Here is a 21004-nt window from a genome sequence, read left to right on the forward strand (position 1 = left end):
CACCCCTCAGCTGACCGGGCCGCCGAAGGCCTCGATGCGGTCACCGTCAGCCAGCTTCACGATCGCCCGCTTGGTCGCCTTGCGCTGACCGAAGCCGGTCTTGGTGCGCTTGCGCTTACCCTGGCGGTTGAGCGTGTTGACCGTCAGGACGCGGACGTTGAAGATCTGCTGGATAGCGATCTTGATCTCGGTCTTGTTCGCGTCCGGGTGCACCAGGAAGGTGTACCAGTTCCGGTTCAGCTCGCTGTAGCTCTTCTCCGAGACGACCGGCGCCACGATGATGTCGCGCGGGTCGGCGATCGTGCTCACTTGCCACCCTCCTCGGTGGTCTCGGCGGGCACGCCCAGGAACTCGTCCAGGGCGTCCTTGGTGAAGACCACGTCGTCGGCCACCAGCACGTCGTACGTGTTCAGCTGGCCGGACTCGATCAGGTGCACCCGCGGCTCGTTGCGCAGCGACACCCAGTTCAGCTCGTCGGTGCTGCTCAGCACGACCAGGACCCGACGGGCCTCGGTGAGCTTGGTCAGCGTGGCCAGGGCCGCCTTGGTCGACGGCTTCTCGCCCGAGACGAACGCCTCGACGACGTGCACCTGCCCGGCGCGGGCCCGGTCGGAGAGGGCACCGCGGAGAGCGGCGGCCTTCATCTTCTTCGGGGTCCGCTGGCTGTAGTCGCGCGGCACGGGACCGTGCACGACGCCACCGCCGGCGAACTGCGGCGCGCGGATCGAGCCCTGCCGGGCGCGACCGGTGCCCTTCTGCTTGTACGGCTTCTTGCCGCCACCGGCGACCTCGCCGCGGGTCTTGGCCTTGTGCGTGCCCTGTCGGGCCGCCGCGAGCTGGGCCACCACGACCTGGTGCATCAGCGCGACGTTGGCCTGCACGTCGAAGATGTCCGCCGGCAACTCCACGGAGCTGCTGGTGGTGCCTTCGACGGTGCGCACGTCAACGGTGGTCACTTGGCCGCACCGCCCTTCTTCACCTTGCTCTTGGCCGCGGTACGGACCAGAACGAGCGCGCCCTTGGGACCAGGAATGGCACCCCGGACGAGCAGCAGGTTGTTCTCGGTGTCGACCGCCTGGACGGTGAGGTTCTGCACGGTGTACCGCACGCCACCCATCCGGCCGGCCATCCGGGTGCCCTTGAAGACACGACCCGGAGTGGCGCAGGCGCCGATGGAACCGGGCGAGCGGTGCTTGCGCTCGACACCGTGGCTGGCGCGCAGACCGTGGAAGCCGTGCCGCTTCATCGGGCCGGCGTAGCCCTTGCCCTTGGTCTTGCCGGTGACGTCGATGGTGACGCCGGCCGGGAACTCCTCGACCGTGACTTCCTGGCCGAGCGAGTATTCCCCAGCGTTCGTGGTGCGCAGCTCGACGATGTGCCGGCGCGGCGCCACGTCCGCCTTGGCGTAGTGACCGCTGATCGGCTTCTTGACCTTGCGCGGGTCGATGGTGCCGTACGCCAGCTGGACCGCGGAGTAACCGTCCTTCTCGGCGCTACGAACCTGGCTGATGACGCACGGGCCGGCCTCGACCACGGTCACGGGAACAACGCGGTTGTTGTCCCAGACCTGGGTCATGCCGAGCTTGGCGCCCAGGATCCCCTTGACTTGCCTGTCCATTTGTCCGGTCCCTACAGCTTGATCTCGATGTCGACGCCAGCCGGCAGGTCGAGGCGCATGAGCGAGTCGACCGTCTTCGGGGTCGGGTCGATGATGTCGATCAGCCGCTTGTGCGTGCGCATCTCGAAGTGCTCGCGCGAGTCCTTGTACTTGTGCGGCGAGCGGATAACGCAGAAACGGTTGATCTCCGTGGGCAGCGGCACCGGGCCCGCGACCTGCGCCCCGGTGCGCGTCACCGTCTCGACGATCTTCCGAGCCGAGGAGTCGACGACCTCGTGGTCATAGGCCTTGAGCCGGATGCGGATCTTCTGTCCCGCCATGGTGGCTTCTGTTCCTTCTCTCGATGCCGCTGTGTTGCGGGCGCCTGTACCGGCTGGCACAGGCCCACTTCGCCGACCCCCGCGGTCGGGCGTGTCGCGCCCTCGGGCCGAGCTCCGCCCCTTGGTTCCGGAGTGGTGCTGACCGCGCGGTGGGTCAAGGCGTCGATCGCACTACCGCGACCTGAACGCCGTGCGAGGGTGGTTGGCGACTGGGCCGCCAACCACCCTACGCTCGACTGCATCGCCACCCGGAGGTTCAGCGAAAGCCGAACACAGGCGACGAACTGTCGTTACGCAACCTGACTAGTATGCCGCACGACCGGCGGCGGGTCTAATCGGGGTTACCTAGCTCACTTGTTGATCTTGGTGACGAACCCGGCGCCGACGGTGCGGCCACCCTCGCGGATCGCGAACTTGAGGTTCTCCTCCATGGCGATGGGCTGGATCAGCTTCACCGACATCGAGGTGTTGTCACCAGGCATGACCATCTCGGTGCCCTCGGGGAGGGTGACGACACCGGTGACGTCCGTGGTCCGGAAGTAGAACTGCGGACGGTAGTTCTGGAAGAACGGGGTGTGCCGGCCGCCCTCCTCCTTGGAGAGGATGTAGACCGTCGCCTCGAACTCCGTGTGCGGGGTGTTCGAGCCCGGCTTCACGACGACCATGCCGCGCTCGACCTCGTCGCGCTTGGTACCACGCAGCAGCAGGCCGACGTTCTCGCCTGCGCGGGCGTCGTCCAGGGTCTTCCGGAACATCTCGATCGCGGTGACCTTGGTCTTGAAGCTCTTCTCCTTGATGCCGACGAGCTCAACATCCTCGTTCGGCAGGAGAACGCCGCGCTCCACCCGGCCGGTGACGACGGTGCCACGACCGGTGATCGTGAAGACGTCCTCAACCGGCATCAGGAACGGCTTGTCGACCTCGCGCTCCGGCTGCGGGATCGAGGTGTCGACAGCGGTCATCAGGTCCAGCAGCTTGCCGGTCCACTCGGGGTCACCCTCGAGGGCCTTCAGCGCCGAAACCCGAACGACCGGCAGGTCGTCACCCGGGTACTCCTGCGAGGAGAGCAGCTCACGGACCTCGAGCTCGACGAGCTCCAGGAGCTCCTCGTCATCGACCATGTCGCTCTTGTTGAGCGCCACGACGATGTACGGCACACCGACCTGACGGGCCAGCAGCACGTGCTCGCGGGTCTGCGGCATCGGGCCGTCGGTCGCCGCGACCACCAGGATCGCGCCGTCCATCTGCGCGGCACCGGTGATCATGTTCTTGATGTAGTCGGCGTGCCCAGGGCAGTCGACGTGCGCGTAGTGCCGCGACTCGGTCTGGTACTCGACGTGCGCGATCGAGATCGTGATACCGCGGGCCTTCTCCTCCGGCGCCTTGTCGATCTCGTCGAACGGCGTGTAAGGGTTCAGGTCCGGGTACTGGTCGTGCAGGACCTTGGTGATGGCCGCCGTCAGCGTCGTCTTACCGTGGTCGATGTGACCAATGGTGCCGATGTTGACGTGCGGCTTAGTCCGCTCGAACTTAGCCTTCGCCACTGGTGTCCTCCTGTGGACTTCTTGGTTCGTACGCCCGGCGCGCCGGTCGGCGCTTAGGACTCTGTCGACAGCCTTTCCGGCCTGACGGCCGGAGAGCCTTTGTGGGTTCTGCGGCGATGAAGCCTACAGGCCCGGTCTCACGCGATCCGATCGTGGTGGCCGCGGGCGGGTGAACCCTCCCGCGACCGACCACGAATCACCTGCTCAGAGCGCTACTCGCCCGTTGCCTTGGCGATGATCTCCTTCGCGACGCTCTGCGGAACCTCGGCGTAGGAGTCGAACTGCATGCTGTAGCTAGCCCGGCCCTGGGTCTTCGACCGCAGGTCGCCGACGTAGCCGAACATCTCCGACAACGGCACCAGAGCCCGGACGATGCGGGCGCCGCTGCGCTCCTCCATCGCCTGGATGATGCCGCGGCGGGAGTTGAGGTCACCGATGACGTCACCCATGTTCTCCTCAGGAGTGGTGACTTCAACGGCCATCATCGGCTCGAGCAGTGCCGGATCGGCCTTGCGGGCCGCGTCCTTCATCACCATCGAACCGGCGATCTTGAATGCCATTTCCGACGAGTCGACCTCGTGGTACTGGCCGTCCAGCAGGGTCAGCTTCACGCCGACCAGCGGGAAGCCCGCGAGGATGCCGTACTGCAGCGCGTCCTGCGCACCGGCGTCCACCGAGGGGATGAACTCCCGGGGGATGCGGCCGCCGCTGACGGCGTTGGCGAACTCGTAGGTCGGCGAGTCGTTGTCCAGCGGAAGCGGCTCGACGCTCACGATCACGCGGGCGTACTGGCCGGAACCACCGGTCTGCTTCTTGTGCGTGTACTCGACCTTCTCCACCTTGCGGCGGATGGTCTCGCGGTACGCCACCTGCGGCTTGCCGACGTTGGCCTCGACGTTGAACTCGCGGCGCATCCGGTCGACCAGGATGTCCAGGTGCAGCTCACCCATGCCGGAGATGACCGTCTGACCGGTCTCCTCGTCCAACTGGACGCGGAAGGTCGGGTCCTCCTCGGCCAGGCGCTGGATGGCAGTGCCCAGCTTCTCCTGGTCGGACTTGGTCTTCGGCTCGATCGCCACCGAGATGACCGGCTCCGGGAAGGTCATCGACTCCAGGATGACCGGGTTCGCCGGGTCGGAGAGAGTGTCGCCGGTGGTGGTCTGCTTGAGACCCTGCACGGCGATGATGTCGCCGGCCTGCGCCGACGGACGCTCTTCCCGCTTGTTGGCGTGCATCTGGTAGATCTTGCCGATCCGCTCCTTGCGGTCCTTGGTGGAGTTGACCACCTGGGAACCGGAGTCGAGCGTGCCGGAGTAGACCCGCACGTAGGTGAGCTTGCCCAGGTGCTTGTCCGTCTGGATCTTGAAGGCCAGACCGGAGAACGGCTCCGAGTTGGACGGCTTGCGCAGCAGCGGGGTCTCGCCGTCGGTGGCCGTACCCTCGATCGCCGGAACGTCGAGCGGCGACGGCAGGAAGTCGACCACGGCGTCGAGCATGGGCTGGACGCCCTTGTTCTTGAACGCCGAGCCGCACAGCACCGGGTTGGCCTTGCCGGCGATGGTGGCACGCCGGATGGCGGCCTTGATCTCCTCGACGGAGACCTCTTCGCCTTCCAGGTACTTCTCCATCACCGAGTCGTCGACGTCGGCGAGGGTCTCCATCAGCTTCTCGCGCCACTCGGCCGCGGAGTCGACCAGGTCGGCCGGGATCTCCTCGATCGCGTAGTCCTCACCCTTCTGGGTCTCCCCACGCCAGGTGAGAGCGCGCATGCCGACCAGGTCGACGACACCGATGTGGTCGCCCTCGAGCCCGATCGGGATCTGGAGCACCAGCGGGGTGGCGTTCAGCCGGTCGATCATCATCTGCACGCAGCGGAAGAAGTCGGCGCCGGTCCGGTCGAGCTTGTTGACGAAGCACATCCGCGGGACGTTGTACTTGTCGGCCTGCCGCCAGACGTTCTCCGTCTGCGGCTCCACGCCGGCGACACCGTCGTAGACCGCGACCGCACCGTCCAGCACGCGCAGCGACCGCTCGACCTCGACCGTGAAGTCGACGTGGCCGGGCGTGTCGATGATCTGGATCGTGTGGTTCTTCCACTCACACTTGGTAGCAGCGGAGGTGATGGTGATACCACGCTCCTGCTCCTGCTCCATCCAGTCCATGACGGCGGCGCCCTCGTGGACCTCACCGATCTTGTACGTGATGCCGGTGTAGAACAGGATCCGCTCGGTGGTCGTGGTCTTACCGGCATCGATGTGCGCCATGATGCCGATGTTGCGTACGTTGGCGAGCGCGTCTGCGGCGGCCACTTCAATCCCTACTTATCGTCGTCTCGACACAACTGGTGGCGGTTCCGGCGCCCGGAGGCGCCGGAACCAGGGTGTTACCAGCGGTAGTGCGCGAAGGCCTTGTTCGACTCGGCCATCTTGTGCGTGTCCTCGCGCCGCTTGACGGCGGCACCGAGGCCGTTGCTCGCGTCCAGCAGCTCGTTCATGAGCCGCTCGACCATGGTCTTCTCACGCCGGGCGCGGGAGTACGTCACCAGCCAGCGCAGGCCCAGGGTGGTCGCCCGGGTCGGGCGGACCTCGACCGGAACCTGGTAGGTGGCGCCACCGACACGACGGCTACGCACCTCGAGGGTCGGCTTGACGTTGTCCATCGCCCGCTTGAGGGTGACGACCGGGTCGGTGCCGGACTTCTCGCGGCAGCCCTCGAGGGCCGCGTACACGATGGACTCGGCGAGCTGACGCTTGCCACGGAGCAGGATCTTGTTCACCAGCTGGGTGACCAGCGGCGAGTTGTACACCGGGTCAGCGACCAGTGGCCGCCGCGGAGCGGGTCCCTTACGCGGCATGTCAGCTCTTCTCCTTCTTCGCGCCGTAACGGCTGCGCGCCTGCTTGCGGTTACGGACACCCTGGGTGTCCAGCGAACCGCGAACGATCTTGTAACGCACGCCGGGGAGGTCCTTCACCCGGCCACCGCGAACGAGCACGATCGAGTGCTCCTGCAGGTTGTGACCGACACCGGGGATGTAGGCGGTCACCTCGATCTGGCTGCTGAGCTTCACGCGAGCGACCTTGCGCAGCGCCGAGTTCGGCTTCTTCGGGGTGGTGGTGTACACGCGGGTGCACACGCCGCGCCGCTGAGGAGAACCCTTCAGCGCCGGGGTCTTGGTCTTGGTCGTCTTCGCCTGGCGGCCCTTTCGGACCAGCTGCTGGATCGTGGGCACCGGGTTTCTCCGCTCCCTTCGGCCGCATCCGCGGCCGCGCCGTCTGCTCGTTAACCGGCCTGATGACCGGCTCTCCTACATTCCGACCAGGGTCACCTCGCGGAGACCCCGGCACCCGCGGTCGGGCGTGTCGCCCTCGTCACGGCCCCGTTGCGCCGCTCTCGCGTGCGTACCGGGTTTGTCACCGGCGCGCGGGTCGCCCCGCTCCGGGTCCTTTGGCTTGTCGCACCGCCGCCCGTAAGCCGGAAACAGCGCACGCACAATTTGCCCGGGCATGCCCGGGCACAAGGGGAAAGAGTACCTACCACAACCGCCCAGGTCAAAACGGAACGGCCCGGCGACTTCTCACACCCGCCGACCGGATCTCGTCCTGCCCCGTCGCCCGCGATGGGCACCTACGAATACAAGTGTACCGGCTCCCCCGCAGAAGCACCCATCACCCCCGGCGGGACCGGAAGCCTTCCGCGAGACACCCCCGTCAGGTGCCGGATCTGTCGCGGGTCACCGTCACGTCAAGGCGAGGAGCAGAGCCAGACCCAGGCCCAGGAGGCTGATCAACGCTCCCGCCGCGCCGCAACTGATCCCGGCCATCGCCAACCCTCGGCCGGTGAACTGGACCGTGGAGGGCGCGGCCGGGCGACGGATCTGCCGCCGGCCGAGGAGCCCGATGACGACCGCCGCGCCACCGGACAGCACACCCAGCGCGGCGAACGCCCCGGAGGCCCAGGCCCCGCCGTCGTTCTTGAAGGCCACGCCGAAGCACACCACGAGCAGCGACACCAGGACCGAGGCGACCCCCGCCACCAGCGCCCCGACGGCCAGCCCGGAGGTGACCGGCGGCACGTCCAGGTGCACGACACCGTACGGCGTACCCGAGACCGTCTCCACCCGCTTCGGCGGCCGGCGTTGGTCATCGCTGGGAGGCGGAACCGAACGCCCCGGTGTCCCACCCCACCCGGGGCCGTGCCCCGGCGGCGGACCCCACCCGGGCGGCACACCGGGCCCCGACGACGGCGGACCCCAGCCGTACGGCACTCCCGGCCCACCTGCCGGCGGACCCCAACCCGGCACCGCAGACGTCGGTCCGCCTGCCGGCGGACCCCAACCGTGCGGCACCCCGGCCCCCGGCGCGGGCGGGCCTGAGCCCGGCGGCACACCGGGCCCCGATCCGGGCGGGCCCCAGGCGTGCGGCGTCGGGGCCGGCGCGCTCGAGACCGGGTACGGCTGCGCCGAGCCGGGCGTCGTGGGCGCACCCCAACCGGTCGGACCCTCGCCGGGGTGCGGTGCCGGAGGTGGCGTCGGGAGCGTGGGGGACGCCTGCGGGTCTGGCTCGTCGCCCGGGCCGGGTCGCGCCCAGTCACTGGGCTGGGACGGAGGAGCCGGCGGGTCCGGAGGGCCGGCCGGTTCGTCCGCAGCGGGGCGCACCGGTTCCGTCACGAGGTCCTCCTGTCGAAAAGGCCGCCACCGTCGCACGGCGGACACCGGCCAGGCTACCGCCGCCGGGGCCGCCACCCGCGCCCGGCGCGGCAGCCGCCGGCTCAGTCCATGTTCGCCGGGTAGTCGTGACCGAACGGCGCGCCGGCCAGGCGGACCACCCCGACGACCACCGCGGCCACCACGCTGACCGCGACCAGGACCAGGCCGGCCCAGGCCATCCACTCTCCCCGACGCAGCCAGACGCCGCCGGTCAGGAAACCCCCCGAGGCGTACGCCTCGCGACGCGCCTGCCGGGCCAGTTGCAGGGCCACCGTGGCCGGCACCACACCGCCGATGAACAGCCCGGTCAGCATGCCGATGAGGCCCAGCGCGAAGACCGCCCGTGCCTTCGTGGCGCGCGCCGGGTCCGGGTCCAGCGGGTGGCGCAGGCCCTGCTGGGCGACGGACACCTGCCCGGGTGCGGTCGTCATCCCCCCATCATGCCGAACCCGGCCCGGGGGTGGGTGGGCACGGACACGACGAGGCCCCCGGCTTTCACCGGGGGCCTCGTCGTGTTACTGGTGCTTAGCGGTACGACCCGAAGTCGAAGTCGTCCAGCGGCACTGCCTGCCCGCCGGCCGGCCCGAACCCGTAGTCGGTCTCCGGGTAACCGGTCATCGAGTAGACCTTGGCCTTGGCCTCCTCGGTCGGCTCGACCCGGACGTTGCGGTACTTGCTGATGCCGGTACCCGCCGGGATGAGCTTTCCGATGATCACGTTCTCCTTGAGGCCGACGAGCGAGTCGCTGCGCGAGTTGATCGCAGCGTCGGTCAGCACCCGGGTGGTCTCCTGGAAGGAGGCCGCCGAGAGCCAGGAGTCGGTGGCCAGCGAGGCCTTGGTGATACCCATCAGCACCGGACGACCAGCGGCGGGCTCGCCGCCCTCCGAGACGAGCCGGCGGTTCTCCGACTCGAACAGCGCCCGGTCGACGAGCACACCCGGCAGGAACTCGGTCGAGCCGGAGTCGATGACCGTCACCCGCTTGAGCATCTGGCGGATGATGATCTCGATGTGCTTGTCGTGGATGAGCACACCCTGCGAGCGGTAGACCTCCTGGACCTCACTGGTCAGGTGGACCTGGACCGCCCGCGGACCCATGATCCGCAGCAGCTCGTGCGGGTCGATGGTGCCCTCGGTCAGCTTCTCGCCGACCGCGACGTGACCGCCGTCGTGGGTCCGGAGCTTGACCCGCTTCGAGATCTTGTCGTAGACGATCTCTTCGCTGCCGTCGTCCGGTACCACAATGATCTTGCGCGAGCGCTCGCCGTCCTCGATCCGGATCCGACCGGGGGTGTCGGCGATGGGCGCCTTACCCTTCGGGACCCGGGCCTCGAAGATTTCCTGCACACGCGGCAGACCCTGGGTGATGTCCTCACCCGCGACACCACCGGTGTGGAAGGTACGCATCGTCAGCTGCGTACCGGGCTCACCGATGGACTGGGCGGCGATGATGCCGACCGCCTCGCCGATGTCGACCGACTTACCGGTCGGCAGCGAACGGCCGTAGCAGGCCGCGCAGACGCCCAGCTTCGACTCGCAGGTGAGCACGCTGCGCACCCGGACCGTCTCCACACCAGCGGCGACGATCTTGTCGACCCCGATGGAGTTGATGTCCTGACCGCGCTCGGCCACCACGGTGCCGTCCGGCCCCTTGATGTCGTCGGCCAGGGTACGGGCGTGCACGCTGGTCTCGGCGTGGGTGTGGACGACGAGCTTGCCGTCCAGCTTCTCGCCGATCTGCATCGGGATCGCCCGGTCGGTGCCGCAGTCTTCCTCGCGGATGATGACGTCCTGCGACACGTCCACCAGACGACGGGTCAGGTAACCCGAGTCGGCGGTCCGCAGCGCGGTGTCGGCGAGACCCTTACGGGCACCGTGCGTGGAGATGAAGTACTCCAGCACGGACAGACCCTCCCGGTAGCTGGCCTTGATCGGCCGCGGGATGATCTCGCCCTTGGGGTTGGCCACCAGACCACGGATCGCCGCGATCTGCCGGAGCTGGAGCAGGTTACCGCGAGCACCCGAGTTGATCATCTTCCACAGTGGGTTCTCCTGCGGCAGCGCGGTGTCCATCTCCTTGGCGACCTCGTTGGTCGCCTTGGTCCAGATCTCGATGAGCTCGCCGCGACGCTCCTCGGCGGTCATCAGACCACGCTGGTACTGCTTGTCGATCTGGTCGGCGTCCTTCTCGTACCGCGCCAGGATCTCCGCCTTACGCGGCGGAGCGATGACGTCCTCCATGCCGATCGTCACGCCGGACCAGGTGGCCCAGTGGAAACCGGCCTCCTTGAGCCCGTCCAGGGTGGCGGCCAGCGCCACCTTGGGGAAGCGCTCGGCGAGGTCGTTGACGATCGCGGAGAGCTGACCCTTGCGGATCTCGTAGTTCACGAAGCGGTAGCCCTGCGGCAGCGTCTCGTTGAACAGCACCCGACCCAGGGTGGTCTCCACGGTCAGCGGGTCGCCCTCGACCCAGCCCTCCGGGGCGGTCCACGCCTCGGCACCGGAGCCGTTGTCGACACCGACCACGTTCCGAAGACGGATCTTCACCGGCGCCTGCAGGTGCAGCTCGCCGTTGTCGAAGGCCATCCGCGCCTCGGCGTCCGAGCTGAACGCCCGGCCCTCGCCCCGCTCACCGGCGGTGCGGTGGGTGAGGTGGTAGAGACCGATGACCATGTCCTGGGTGGGCATGGTGACCGGCTTACCGTCGGCCGGCTTGAGGATGTTGTTCGACGACAGCATCAGGATCCGGGCCTCGGCCTGTGCCTCGGCGGACAGCGGCACGTGCACCGCCATCTGGTCACCGTCGAAGTCGGCGTTGAACGCGGTGCAGACCAGCGGGTGGATCTGGATCGCCTTGCCCTCGACCAACTGCGGCTCGAAGGCCTGGATGCCCAGGCGGTGCAGGGTCGGTGCACGGTTGAGCAGCACCGGGTGCTCGCCGATGACCTCTTCGAGCACGTCCCACACGACCGGGCGCTGACGCTCGACCATCCGCTTGGCGGACTTGATGTTCTGTGCGTGGTTGAGGTCGACCAGCCGCTTCATCACGAACGGCTTGAACAGCTCCAGTGCCATCTGCTTGGGCAGACCGCACTGGTGCAGCTTGAGCTTCGGGCCGACCACGATGACGGAACGGCCCGAGTAGTCGACGCGCTTGCCCAGCAGGTTCTGCCGGAACCGGCCCTGCTTGCCCTTGAGCATGTCGGACAGCGACTTGAGCGGGCGGTTACCCGGACCGGTGACCGGCCGGCCGCGACGGCCGTTGTCGAACAGCGCGTCGACGGCCTCCTGGAGCATCCGCTTCTCGTTGTTGACGATGATCTCGGGAGCGCCGAGGTCGATCAGCCGCTTGAGACGGTTGTTCCGGTTGATCACGCGGCGGTACAGGTCGTTCAGGTCCGAGGTCGCGAAGCGGCCACCGTCGAGCTGCACCATCGGGCGCAGGTCCGGCGGGATGACCGGGACGCAGTCCAGCACCATGCCGAGCGGCGAGTTGCGGGTGTTCAGGAACGCCGCGACGACCTTGAGTCGCTTGAGCGCCCGGATCTTCCGCTGGCCCTTGCCGGACCGGATGGTCTCCCGCAGGCTCTCGGCCTCGGCGTCGAGGTCCATGTTCTGGACCAGCGCCTTGATCGCCTCCGCGCCCATCGAGCCGGTGAAGTACTCACCGAACCGGTCGCGCAGCTCGCGGTAGAGCAGCTCGTCGGTGACAAGCTGCTTCGGCTCCAGCTTGCGGAAGGTGTCCAGCACCTCGTCCAGGCGGTCGATCTCGCGCTGGGCCCGGTCGCGGATCTGGCGCATCTCGCGCTCTCCGCCCTCCTTGACCTTGCGCCGGACGTCCGCCTTGGCACCCTCGGCCTCCAGCTCGGCCAGGTCGGCCTCGAGCTTGGCGGCCCGCTTCTCGATCTCCGAGTCGCGGCTGTTCTCGGACTGCCGCTTCTCGGCCAGGATCTCGTTCTCGATCGTCGAGAGGTCACGGTGACGCGACTCCGCGTCCACGCTCGTCACGACGTACGAGGCGAAGTAGATGATCTTCTCGAGGTCCTTGGGGGCGAGGTCCAGCAGGTAGCCCAGCCGGCTCGGAACGCCCTTGAAGTACCAGATGTGGGTCACCGGAGCGGCGAGCTCGATGTGCCCCATCCGCTCACGGCGCACCTTGGAGCGGGTCACCTCGACGCCGCAGCGCTCACAGATGATGCCCTTGAACCGCACGCGCTTGTACTTACCGCAGTAGCACTCCCAGTCCCGCTGAGGACCGAAGATCTTCTCGCAGAAGAGCCCGTCCTTTTCCGGCTTCAGGGTGCGGTAGTTGATGGTCTCAGGCTTCTTGACCTCGCCGTGCGACCACTGACGGATGTCGTCGGCGGTGGCGAGACCAATGCGCAGCTCGTCGAAGAAGTTGACGTCGAGCACTATGTCCCCTATGTCGTCGTCTGTACTGCTAATTCTCGGGTGGAGTCGGGGGGGGGGGGGGGGGGCCCCCCCCCCCCCCCCCCGACCGCTCACCTCAGACCTCTTCGACCGAGCTCGGCTCGCGCCGGGACAGGTCGATGCCCAGCTCCTCAGCGGCCCGGAACACCTCGTCGTCGGTCTCGCGCATCTCCAGGGCCACACCGTCGCTGGAAAGCACCTCAACGTTGAGGCACAGCGACTGCAGCTCCTTGAGCAGCACCTTGAACGACTCCGGGATGCCCGGCTCCGGGATGTTCTCGCCCTTGACGATGGCCTCGTAGACCTTCACCCGGCCGAGCACGTCGTCGGACTTGATCGTGAGCAGCTCCTGCAGGGCGTAGGCAGCGCCGTACGCCTGCATCGCCCAGCACTCCATCTCACCGAAACGCTGACCACCGAACTGCGCCTTACCACCCAGCGGCTGCTGCGTGATCATCGAGTACGGGCCGGTCGACCGAGCGTGGATCTTGTCGTCGACCAGGTGGTTGAGCTTCAGGATGTAGACGTAACCGACCGCGATCGGGTCCGGCAGAGGCTCACCGGAACGACCGTCGAACAGCTGCGCCTTACCTGTGCGCCCGATCAGCTGCTTGCCGTCCCGGTTGGGCAGGGTCGACTCGAGCAGACCGGAGATCTCCTCCTCGCGGGCACCGTCGAAGACCGGGGTGGCCACGTTGGTGTCCCCCACGGACTCGTGCGCGTCGATCGAGCGAAGCTGGCGCTTCCACTCGGCGTCGTCGCCCTCGACCTTCCAACCGGTCTTGGCGACCCAACCGAGGTGGGTCTCCAGCACCTGGCCGATGTTCATCCGGCTCGGCACACCGAGCGGGTTGAGCACGATGTCGACCGGGGTGCCGTCCTCGAGGAACGGCATGTCCTCGACCGGCAGGATCTTCGAGATGACGCCCTTGTTGCCGTGCCGGCCGGCGAGCTTGTCGCCGTCCTGGATCTTGCGCTTCTGGGCGACGTAGACCCGGACCAGCTCGTTGACACCCGGCGGCAACTCGTCGCCGTCCTCGCGGGAGAACGTGCGCACACCGATGACCGTGCCGGTCTCGCCGTGCGGCACCTTCAGCGAGGTGTCCCGAACCTCACGCGCCTTCTCACCGAAGATCGCGCGGAGCAGCCGCTCCTCCGGGGTCAGCTCGGTCTCGCCCTTGGGCGTGACCTTGCCGACCAGGATGTCGCCGGGGACGACCTCGGCGCCGATCCGGATGATGCCGCGCTCGTCGAGGTCAGCGAGCATTTCCTCGCTGACGTTCGGGATGTCGCGGGTGATCTCCTCCGGACCGAGCTTGGTGTCCCGGGCGTCGACCTCGTGCTCCTCGATGTGGATCGAGGTGAGCACGTCCTGCTGCACGAGGCGCTGCGACAGGATGATCGCGTCCTCGTAGTTGTGGCCCTCCCAGCACATGAACGCCACCAGCAGGTTGCGTCCGAGTGCCATCTCGCCCTCGTCGGTGCACGGACCGTCGGCGATGACCTGACCGGCCTCGACGCGGTCGCCCTCGAAGACCACCGGCTTCTGGTTGACGCAGGAGCCGGCGTTGGAGCGGCGGAACTTGTGCAGCAGGTACGTCCGGCGGTGGCCGTCGTCCTGGTGGATGGTGACGTAGTCGGCGCAGAGATCCTCGATCACACCGCCGACCTCGGCGACCACCACGTCGCCAGCGTCGACCGCGGCCCGGTACTCCATGCCCGTACCCACGAGCGGCGCCTCGGCCTTGACCAGCGGCACCGCCTGGCGCTGCATGTTCGCGCCCATCAGTGCCCGGTTGGCGTCGTCGTGCTCGAGGAACGGGATCATGGCGGTCGCGACCGAGGTCATCTGCCGGGGCGAGACGTCCATGTAGTCGACGGCACCGGGGACGACGTCCTCGGTCTCGCCGCCCTTACGACGGCAGAGCACCCGGTCCTCGGCGAACGTGCCGTCAGCCTTCAGGCGCGCGTTGGCCTGGGCCTTGACGAACCGGTCCTCCTCGTCCGCGGTCAGGTAGTCGATCTGGTCGGTGACCCGACCCTCGACGACCTTCCGGTACGGCGTCTCGATGAAGCCGAACGGGTTGACCCGGGCAAAGGTGGACAGCGCGCCGATCAGGCCGATGTTCGGGCCTTCAGGCGTCTCGATCGGGCACATCCGGCCGTAGTGGGACGGGTGCACGTCGCGGACCTCGAAGCCGGCCCGCTCCCGGGACAGACCACCCGGGCCGAGCGCGCTCAGCCGACGCCGGTGGGTCAGGCCCGCCAGCGGGTTGGTCTGGTCCATGAACTGGGACAGCTGGGACGTCCCGAAGAACTCCTTGATCGCCGCCACCACCGGGCGGATGTTGATCAGGGTCTGCGGGGTGATCGCCTCGACGTCCTGCGTGGTCATCCGCTCGCGGACGACCCGCTCCATCCGGGACAGGCCGACCCGAACCTGGTTCTGGATCAGCTCACCCACGGTGCGGAGGCGCCGGTTGCCGAAGTGGTCGATGTCGTCGGCCTCGTAGCCGTCCTCACCGGCGTGCAGCCGGCACAGGTACTCCACGGTGGCGACGATGTCGTCCTCGGTCAGCGTGCCGGTGGTGATCGGCACGTCGACTTCCAGCTTCTTGTTGAACTTGTAGCGCCCGACCTTGGCGACGTCGTACCTCTTCGGGTTGAAGAAGAGGTTGTCGAGCAGGGTCTGGGCGTTCTCGCGCGTCGGCGGCTCGCCAGGGCGCAGCTTGCGGTAGATGTCGAGCAGGGCCTCGTCGGCGCCGGCGATGTGGTCCTTCTCGAGCGTGGTCATCATCAGCTCGGACCAGCCGAACTTCTCACGAATACGCTCGGCCGACCATCCGATGGCCTTGAGCAGGACGGTGACGGCCTGCCGACGCTTACGGTCGATGCGTACGCCGACCGTGTCGCGCTTGTCGATGTCGAACTCCAGCCAGGCACCCCGACTCGGGATGACCTTGACGCTGGAGAGGTCGCGGTCGGAGGTCTTGTCCGGCTGCTTGTCGAAGTACACGCCCGGGGACCGGACGAGCTGGCTGACCACGACGCGCTCGGTGCCGTTGATGACGAAGGTGCCCTTGGGCGTCATCATCGGGAAGTCACCCATGAACACCGTCTGGCTCTTGATCTCGCCAGTGGTGTTGTTGGTGAACTCCGCGGTCACGAAGAGCGGAGCGCAGTAGGTCAGGTCCTTCTCCTTGCACTCCTCGATCGAGGCCTTGACCTCATCGAAGCGCGGCGCTGAGAAGGAGAGCGACATGGTGCCGGAGAAGTCCTCAATGGGACTGATCTCTTCAAGGATCTCCGCGAGACCCGAGCGTGCGTGCGGGTCGTCCGCCGACCGGCCCTGCCAAGCCTCGTTGCCGACGAGCCAGTCGAAGGACTCGTTCTGAATGGCAAGGAGGTTGGGGACCTCGAGGTGTTCGGTGATCCTGCCGAATGAAACTCGGCGGGGAGCGAATGCGCTCGACGTACGACTGGTCTTCGCAGGGCGGGAAGCTGCCAAGATGCGTCCTTCCGAGGACCGGTGCTGCAGAACGGCTGGTACGCGTGCACTCCAATGACCCCACCAGAAATATCCGTAAACGGACATTTCCGAGCAGGGGTCAAGTCGGAAGGCAGCGCAAACTAGCAGTGTAGCCGAGAGGCTAACCGCTGTCCAGCCCACCCCGCAGGTTGTTTGCGGAGCGCACCTCGACCCCCGTCAACCGGGGTCTGCCGGGCCGCTCAGAACGCAACTCCCCACTGGGCCGCTCGGGTTACCGCGACCGATGGTGCCGTCGCTGTCATACCCACGTCGTGGCCGTCGCAAGCGCGGTGTCTTGCTGGTGTCAGCGTGCCTGGCAGCCCCGGGCCGCGTCAAGGGCCGGTATTGCCCTCGCGCCGTGTTTCCCCCTGGAGGGCGACCCGCCGCCCGCACTTCGGTCGACGGCGGCGCTGGTCGGAGCCCAGCTCAGGGCCGATCGGAGTCAGCCGCACCAACACGGCGGGCGGTGATCCGTGTCGGATCACCGCCCGCCGCGACGCGATGGTGTCCCAGCTCACGAGCCGGGCACGCGTGTGTGGAACGTCAGGTCACTTGAGGGTGACCTTGGCGCCCTCACCCTCGAGCTTGGCCTTCGCCTTGTCGGCGGTCTCCTTGTTGACCTTCTCCAGGATGGCCTTCGGCGCGGACTCGACCGCGTCCTTGGCCTCCTTGAGGCCCAGGCCGGTCAGCTCACGCACGACCTTGATGACCTGGATCTTCTTGCCGCCGTCAGCCTCGAGGATGACGTCGAACTCGTCCTGCTCCGGCTCGGCCTCGGCAGCGGCGCCGCCGCCACCGCCACCCGGGCCCGCGATCGCGACCGGAGCGGCCGCGGTGACCTCGAAGGTCGTCTCGAACTGCTTCACGAACTCAGAGAGCTCGATCAGCGTCATCTCCTTGAACGCGTCGAGCAGCTCGTCGGTGCTGAGCTTCGCCATATCTGGCGTCCTTTCCTGATTCTGTTAAGTAAGAACTGGTGCGCCGTGGGGGCCTCAGGCCGCCTCGGCGCCCTCCTTCTCGCGCTTGTCCTGCAGTGCAGCCGCCAGACGGGCGGTCTTCGACAGCGGGGCCTGGAACAGGGCCGCGGCCTTGCTCAGGTTGCCCTTCATCGCGCCGGCCAGCTTGGCCAGCAGCACCTCGCGGGACTCCAGGTCGGCAAGCTTCGTGACCTCGGCCGCGGTGATGGCCTTGCCCTCGAAGACACCGCCCTTGATGACGAGCTTCGGGTTGGCCTTCGCGAAGTCGCGAAGCCCCTTCGCCGCCTCGACGACGTCGCCCGAAACGAAAGTCAGCGCGGTAGGACCGGTGAACAGCTCGTCGAGGCCGGTGATGCCCGCGTCCGTCGCAGCACGCTTGGCCAGCGTGTTCTTCGCGACCGTGTAGCTGGTGTCGGCGCCGAGCGAGCGCCGAAGCTGGGTGAGCTGGGAAACCGTCAGACCGCGGTACTCGGTCAGCACGGTGGCGCCCGAGCTGCGGAAGCTCTCGGTCAGCTCAGCGACGGCCGTGGCCTTGTCGGCCCGGATCGGCTTGTCCGCCATGTCCCTCCTCTCTCGTTACTCGAGGCTGGTCCCCGTCTCAGCCGAAGCCGGAACGGGGGCGGAGGCAGCACGACAACGAAAAAGCCCCGGCGCAGGGCGCACGGGGCGAGGGCCGGCGGATCATCGTGGTCGGCGGACCACGTTCACTGCCGAGTTACGCTTGCCGCCCTACGCGGGTCGCCCGTTGTCGCGGGACCTTCGACCGTGCCGGAGCACGGTGACCAGCGGTCTCTGGGTGGTTCCTCATCCATGAGAACACGGATGACTGTTGAAGACTACGCGCCCAGCTCACCAGCGCCAAATCGCCCCTGGTGAGCTGGGTCACCGGACGGGGTCAGCCCTGGGGGCGCCGCCGCCACAGGTAGCCACCGACGACCGCGGCGCTCCAGGCCAGCGCCCACCCGGTCAACCCCAGCAGGGTCAGCGCGGCCGCGTCGCCCGCGGTGGTGCGGGCGACCGCCATGATCGGCGGTGCCAGCCAGGGGGCCACCGAGTCGGTCAGGCCGAACACCACCGCGCCGACCCCGCCGAGGGCCAAGACCGCGACGCCGTACCCCGCGCCGCCGACCGAGGCCCGGCTGGCCAGCGCCCCGAGAGCAACCGCAGCGGGTACGACGAGCAGGTGCGCCCACAGCCCCAGCGCGAGACCGACCGGAATCGAACGGTCTCCCGGGTCGACCGGACCGGACACCCCGCCCACCAGCCACGGGAAGAGCAGCGCGACGGCCACCGTCACCAGCGCCGCCACCGCGGCGGCGAACAGCCCGGCCAACCGCTCCCGGGCCACCCCGACCGTCACCTGCGCCAGCCGACGCTGCACGTCCGGCTCGACGTCCAACAGGATCTTGGTCTGCCAGGCGAGCACCGGGAACAGCACGACCGCGGAGACGCCGTACGCCTCCGCCGGCTGGGCGCGGCCACCGCCGTAGAGGATGCCGAGCGTGATCAGGCCGGCGAGGATCGGTGCCACCGCTCGGCCGGTGCGCAGGAGACCGGCCAGCCGCATCCGGACCAGGGCGGTCACCGGGCCTCCCCCGTCGCCGGCTCGACCATGGCGTCGGGGGCGTCCGGTCGCTCCGCTGGCGACTCCCCGGCCACGTCGAGCGGCGGCTCGGCGGGTCGGGCAGCACCTGCCGCCCGGAACGGCTCGGCCGGTCGGGCCTGGAGTCCGGCGGTGGAGGCGTCGGCGCGTACCCGAAGCACCTGATGGCCCTCGGCGCGCAACCGGGCGACGGTGCCGGCGACCCGCGCGGCCGGCACCGCGACCTCGACCACCGCGATCGTCTCGTCCGTCGACGACGTCCCCTCGGAGAGCGTGCCGTCGGCGACCACCAGGCGTCGCGCGGACGGCAGGCGGACCGTCTCGCCACGATGGTCGCTGACCAGGACGGACCCGTTGGCGGCGAGCACCTCGGCGATCAACTCGGGCACCAGTTCGCGGGTGGTGGCGTCCAGCCCCTCCCACGGCTCGTCGAGCACCAGCAGGCCCGGCGGGCGCAGCATCGCCTGGGCCAGGCCCACCTTCTGCGCGGTGCCCTTGGACAGCTCCGGTAGCCGGACCGAGCGGAAGGCGGACAACCCGAGCCGGTCGGTCCAGGAGGTCACCGCCTCGTCGGCCGCAGCCCGGCCCAGCCCCGCCACCCGGGCCATCCCGGTCAGGTAGCGGGTCACGGTGAACGGTTGGTCGGCGGGGAAACGCTCCGGCACCCACCCCACCCGCGCCGGCCGGTCGGTGACCCGACCCCGGCCCGGCCGGAGGACCCCCGCGGCCACCTGGAGCAGCGTCGACTTGCCCACCCCGTTGCGGCCCAGCACGATCGCCACCTCGCCGGGACCGATCCGCACGTCGACACCCCGCAGCACCCACGGCCCCCGCCGGTGGTACCGCAACCAGACATTCTCCAGCCGCATGGGGTCGAGCGTGCCACACCTCGAACGCGCCGGGGCGCCGCCACAGTCGTGGCGGCGCCCCGGTGGAGCGAACTGTCGACTCAGGCGTCGGCCTGGTCCTCCCGGAGGTTCTTCACCAGGTTCGGGTCGACCGGGACACCCGGGCCCATCGTGGTGGTCAGGATGACCTTGCGGAGGTACTTGCCCTTGGCCGCGGACGGCTTGGCACGCAGCACCTCGTCGAGCACCGCGGCGTAGTTGTCCACCAGCTGGCTCTCGGTGAAGGAGGCCTTGCCGATGATCAGGTGCAGGTTGGAGTGCTTGTCCACCCGGAAGGTGATCTTGCCGCCCTTGATGTCCGACACCGCCTTGGTGACGTCCATGGTCACCGTGCCGGTCTTCGGGTTCGGCATGAGACCGCGCGGGCCCAGGATCCGCGCGATCCGGCCGATCTTGGCCATCTGGTCCGGCGTGGCGATCGCCGCGTCGAAGTCGAGCCAACCACCCTGGATCCGGGCGACCAGCTCGTCGGTGCCCACCTCGTCGGCACCCGCGGCGGCGGCCTCTTCGGCCTTCGCGCCACTGGCGAACACGATCACGCGGGCGGTCTTACCGGTGCCGTGCGGCAGGTTGACCGTGCCGCGGACCATCTGGTCCGCCTTGCGGGGGTCGACGCCGAGGCGCATGGCGACCTCGACCGTGGCGTCGAACTTGACGTTGGTGGTCTCCTTGGCCAGCTTCACGGCCTCGGTGGGGGTGTACAGCTTCGACCGGTCGATGACATCGGCGGCCTTGCGGTAGCTCTTGCTGCGCTGCATTGCTGATTACTCCTGTGGTCTCTGGCGGGCCGCTCGGCGCGAGCCCTCCCACGGTCGGAACGAAGGTCGGGGCAGACGTCAGTCGTTGACGGTGATGCCCATCGACCGGGCGGTGCCGGCGATGATCTTCTCGGCCTGCTCGAGGCTGTTGGCGTTGAGGTCGGCCATCTTCTTCTCGGCGATCTCACGAAGCTGGCCACGGCTGACCGCGCCGACCTTGTCGGACTGCGGAACGCCAGACCCCTTCTGCACACCGGCGGCCTTGAGCAGCAGCCGGGCGGCGGGCGGGGTCTTCAGCACGAACGTGAAGGACCGGTCCTCGTAGACGCTGATCTCGGCGGGGACGATGTCGCCCCGCTGGGACTCGGTCTGCGCGTTGTAGGACTTGCAGAACTCCATGATGTTCACGCCGTGCTGGCCGAGCGCGGGGCCGACCGGCGGCGCCGGCGTGGCCTGGCCCGCAGGCAACTGAAGCGTGAACGTCTTGACGAGCTTCTTCTTCGGAGGCATGTCACTTCCTGGGGCTTGGAGCTGGGAAAATGCGGCTGTCGCCGCCCTCGGGCGCGCACGGTCAGCGCGGTGGGACAGCGGCGACATTCAAGAGTAGCGC

At 68.3% G+C, this 21004-nt stretch carries 18 protein-coding genes; all 18 read right to left on the reverse strand.

The window, feature by feature from the left end; genetic code table 11:
* Nucleotides 1-6: 6 nt before the first annotated feature.
* The gene (gene rplW / locus AB0C15_RS22930) at nucleotides 7-309 is read right to left on the reverse strand and encodes a 50S ribosomal protein L23 (protein ID WP_007465304.1); all 303 of its coding nucleotides are present in this window, start codon (nucleotides 307-309) and stop codon (nucleotides 7-9) included.
* Nucleotides 306-956 (reverse strand): 50S ribosomal protein L4, encoded by a 651-nt coding sequence (rplD, locus tag AB0C15_RS22935; protein ID WP_007465305.1) that lies wholly within the window; start codon nucleotides 954-956, stop codon nucleotides 306-308. The genes rplW and rplD overlap by 4 nt, the downstream gene beginning before the upstream one ends.
* Nucleotides 953-1618 carry a 50S ribosomal protein L3 gene (rplC, locus tag AB0C15_RS22940; RefSeq protein WP_357355005.1) on the reverse strand — a complete coding sequence of 222 codons (666 nt, stop codon included), beginning with the start codon at nucleotides 1616-1618 and terminating at the stop codon, nucleotides 953-955. Before rplC ends, rplD begins: the two co-directional genes overlap by 4 nt.
* 11 nt (nucleotides 1619-1629) lie before the next feature.
* Nucleotides 1630-1938 carry a 30S ribosomal protein S10 gene (rpsJ, locus tag AB0C15_RS22945; RefSeq protein ID WP_007073037.1) on the reverse strand — a complete coding sequence of 103 codons (309 nt, stop codon included), beginning with the start codon at nucleotides 1936-1938 and terminating at the stop codon, nucleotides 1630-1632.
* 350 nt (nucleotides 1939-2288) lie between these two features.
* Nucleotides 2289-3482, reverse strand: coding sequence for an elongation factor Tu (gene tuf / locus AB0C15_RS22950; protein WP_030489585.1), 1194 nt, complete (start codon nucleotides 3480-3482; stop codon nucleotides 2289-2291).
* A gap of 212 nt (nucleotides 3483-3694) precedes the next feature.
* Nucleotides 3695-5791 carry an elongation factor G gene (gene fusA, locus AB0C15_RS22955; protein ID WP_357355006.1) on the reverse strand — a complete coding sequence of 699 codons (2097 nt, stop codon included), beginning with the start codon at nucleotides 5789-5791 and terminating at the stop codon, nucleotides 3695-3697.
* 74 nt (nucleotides 5792-5865) lie between these two features.
* Complete coding sequence (rpsG, locus tag AB0C15_RS22960; protein ID WP_007465317.1) at nucleotides 5866-6336, reverse strand: 30S ribosomal protein S7; 471 nt, start codon at nucleotides 6334-6336, stop codon at nucleotides 5866-5868.
* Nucleotide 6337: 1 nt separating this feature from the next.
* Nucleotides 6338-6712: a 30S ribosomal protein S12 gene (gene rpsL / locus AB0C15_RS22965; RefSeq protein ID WP_007465318.1), complete on the reverse strand. Its 375-nt coding sequence runs from the start codon at nucleotides 6710-6712 to the stop codon at nucleotides 6338-6340.
* Between the two features lie 507 nt (nucleotides 6713-7219).
* Entirely contained in the window at nucleotides 7220-7600 is a 381-nt protein-coding gene (locus tag AB0C15_RS22970; RefSeq protein ID WP_357355008.1) for a hypothetical protein, read from the reverse strand.
* Between the two features lie 650 nt (nucleotides 7601-8250).
* Complete coding sequence (locus tag AB0C15_RS22975) at nucleotides 8251-8619, reverse strand: hypothetical protein (protein ID WP_357355009.1); 369 nt, start codon at nucleotides 8617-8619, stop codon at nucleotides 8251-8253.
* A gap of 94 nt (nucleotides 8620-8713) precedes the next feature.
* A complete protein-coding gene (locus AB0C15_RS22980) occupies nucleotides 8714-12601 on the reverse strand; it encodes a DNA-directed RNA polymerase subunit beta' (RefSeq protein WP_357355011.1) in 3888 nt (1295 codons plus the stop codon).
* Nucleotides 12602-12695: 94 nt separating this feature from the next.
* Complete coding sequence (locus AB0C15_RS22985) at nucleotides 12696-16127, reverse strand: DNA-directed RNA polymerase subunit beta (RefSeq protein ID WP_354819619.1); 3432 nt, start codon at nucleotides 16125-16127, stop codon at nucleotides 12696-12698.
* A gap of 569 nt (nucleotides 16128-16696) precedes the next feature.
* Nucleotides 16697-17086, reverse strand: coding sequence for a 50S ribosomal protein L7/L12 (rplL, locus tag AB0C15_RS22990; RefSeq protein WP_357208428.1), 390 nt, complete (start codon nucleotides 17084-17086; stop codon nucleotides 16697-16699).
* Nucleotides 17087-17140: 54 nt separating this feature from the next.
* Nucleotides 17141-17686 carry a 50S ribosomal protein L10 gene (gene rplJ / locus AB0C15_RS22995; RefSeq protein WP_112584808.1) on the reverse strand — a complete coding sequence of 182 codons (546 nt, stop codon included), beginning with the start codon at nucleotides 17684-17686 and terminating at the stop codon, nucleotides 17141-17143.
* A 334-nt stretch (nucleotides 17687-18020) separates the two neighbouring features.
* Nucleotides 18021-18710: a hypothetical protein gene (locus AB0C15_RS23000; protein WP_357355014.1), complete on the reverse strand. Its 690-nt coding sequence runs from the start codon at nucleotides 18708-18710 to the stop codon at nucleotides 18021-18023.
* Nucleotides 18707-19597 carry an ATP-binding cassette domain-containing protein gene (locus AB0C15_RS23005; protein ID WP_357355016.1) on the reverse strand — a complete coding sequence of 297 codons (891 nt, stop codon included), beginning with the start codon at nucleotides 19595-19597 and terminating at the stop codon, nucleotides 18707-18709. Before AB0C15_RS23005 ends, AB0C15_RS23000 begins: the two co-directional genes overlap by 4 nt.
* Nucleotides 19598-19677: 80 nt before the next feature.
* The gene (rplA, locus tag AB0C15_RS23010; protein WP_357355018.1) at nucleotides 19678-20394 is read right to left on the reverse strand and encodes a 50S ribosomal protein L1; all 717 of its coding nucleotides are present in this window, start codon (nucleotides 20392-20394) and stop codon (nucleotides 19678-19680) included.
* A 78-nt stretch (nucleotides 20395-20472) separates the two neighbouring features.
* Nucleotides 20473-20904, reverse strand: a complete 432-nt coding sequence (rplK, locus tag AB0C15_RS23015) for a 50S ribosomal protein L11 (RefSeq protein ID WP_357355020.1) — start codon at nucleotides 20902-20904, stop codon at nucleotides 20473-20475.
* Nucleotides 20905-21004 lie beyond the last annotated feature (100 nt).

Source organism: Micromonospora sp. NPDC048835 (assembly GCF_040649995.1).
Lineage (GTDB): Bacteria > Actinomycetota > Actinomycetes > Mycobacteriales > Micromonosporaceae > Micromonospora.

Bases quoted from the DNA above. Each gene is read 5' to 3' on its own strand.
- rplJ (WP_112584808.1), bottom strand. From the start codon at position 17,686: ATGGCGGACAAGCCGATCCGGGCCGACAAGGCCACGGCCGTCGCTGAG.
- rpsJ (WP_007073037.1), bottom strand. From the start codon at position 1,938: ATGGCGGGACAGAAGATCCGCATCCGGCTCAAGGCCTATGACCACGAG.
- rplA (WP_357355018.1), bottom strand. From the start codon at position 20,394: ATGCAGCGCAGCAAGAGCTACCGCAAGGCCGCCGATGTCATCGACCGG.
- rpsG (WP_007465317.1), bottom strand. From the start codon at position 6,336: ATGCCGCGTAAGGGACCCGCTCCGCGGCGGCCACTGGTCGCTGACCCG.
- rplL (WP_357208428.1), bottom strand. From the start codon at position 17,086: ATGGCGAAGCTCAGCACCGACGAGCTGCTCGACGCGTTCAAGGAGATG.
- AB0C15_RS22975 (WP_357355009.1), bottom strand. From the start codon at position 8,619: ATGACGACCGCACCCGGGCAGGTGTCCGTCGCCCAGCAGGGCCTGCGC.
- rplK (WP_357355020.1), bottom strand. From the start codon at position 20,904: ATGCCTCCGAAGAAGAAGCTCGTCAAGACGTTCACGCTTCAGTTGCCT.
- rplC (WP_357355005.1), bottom strand. From the start codon at position 1,618: ATGGACAGGCAAGTCAAGGGGATCCTGGGCGCCAAGCTCGGCATGACC.
- AB0C15_RS23005 (WP_357355016.1), bottom strand. From the start codon at position 19,597: ATGCGGCTGGAGAATGTCTGGTTGCGGTACCACCGGCGGGGGCCGTGG.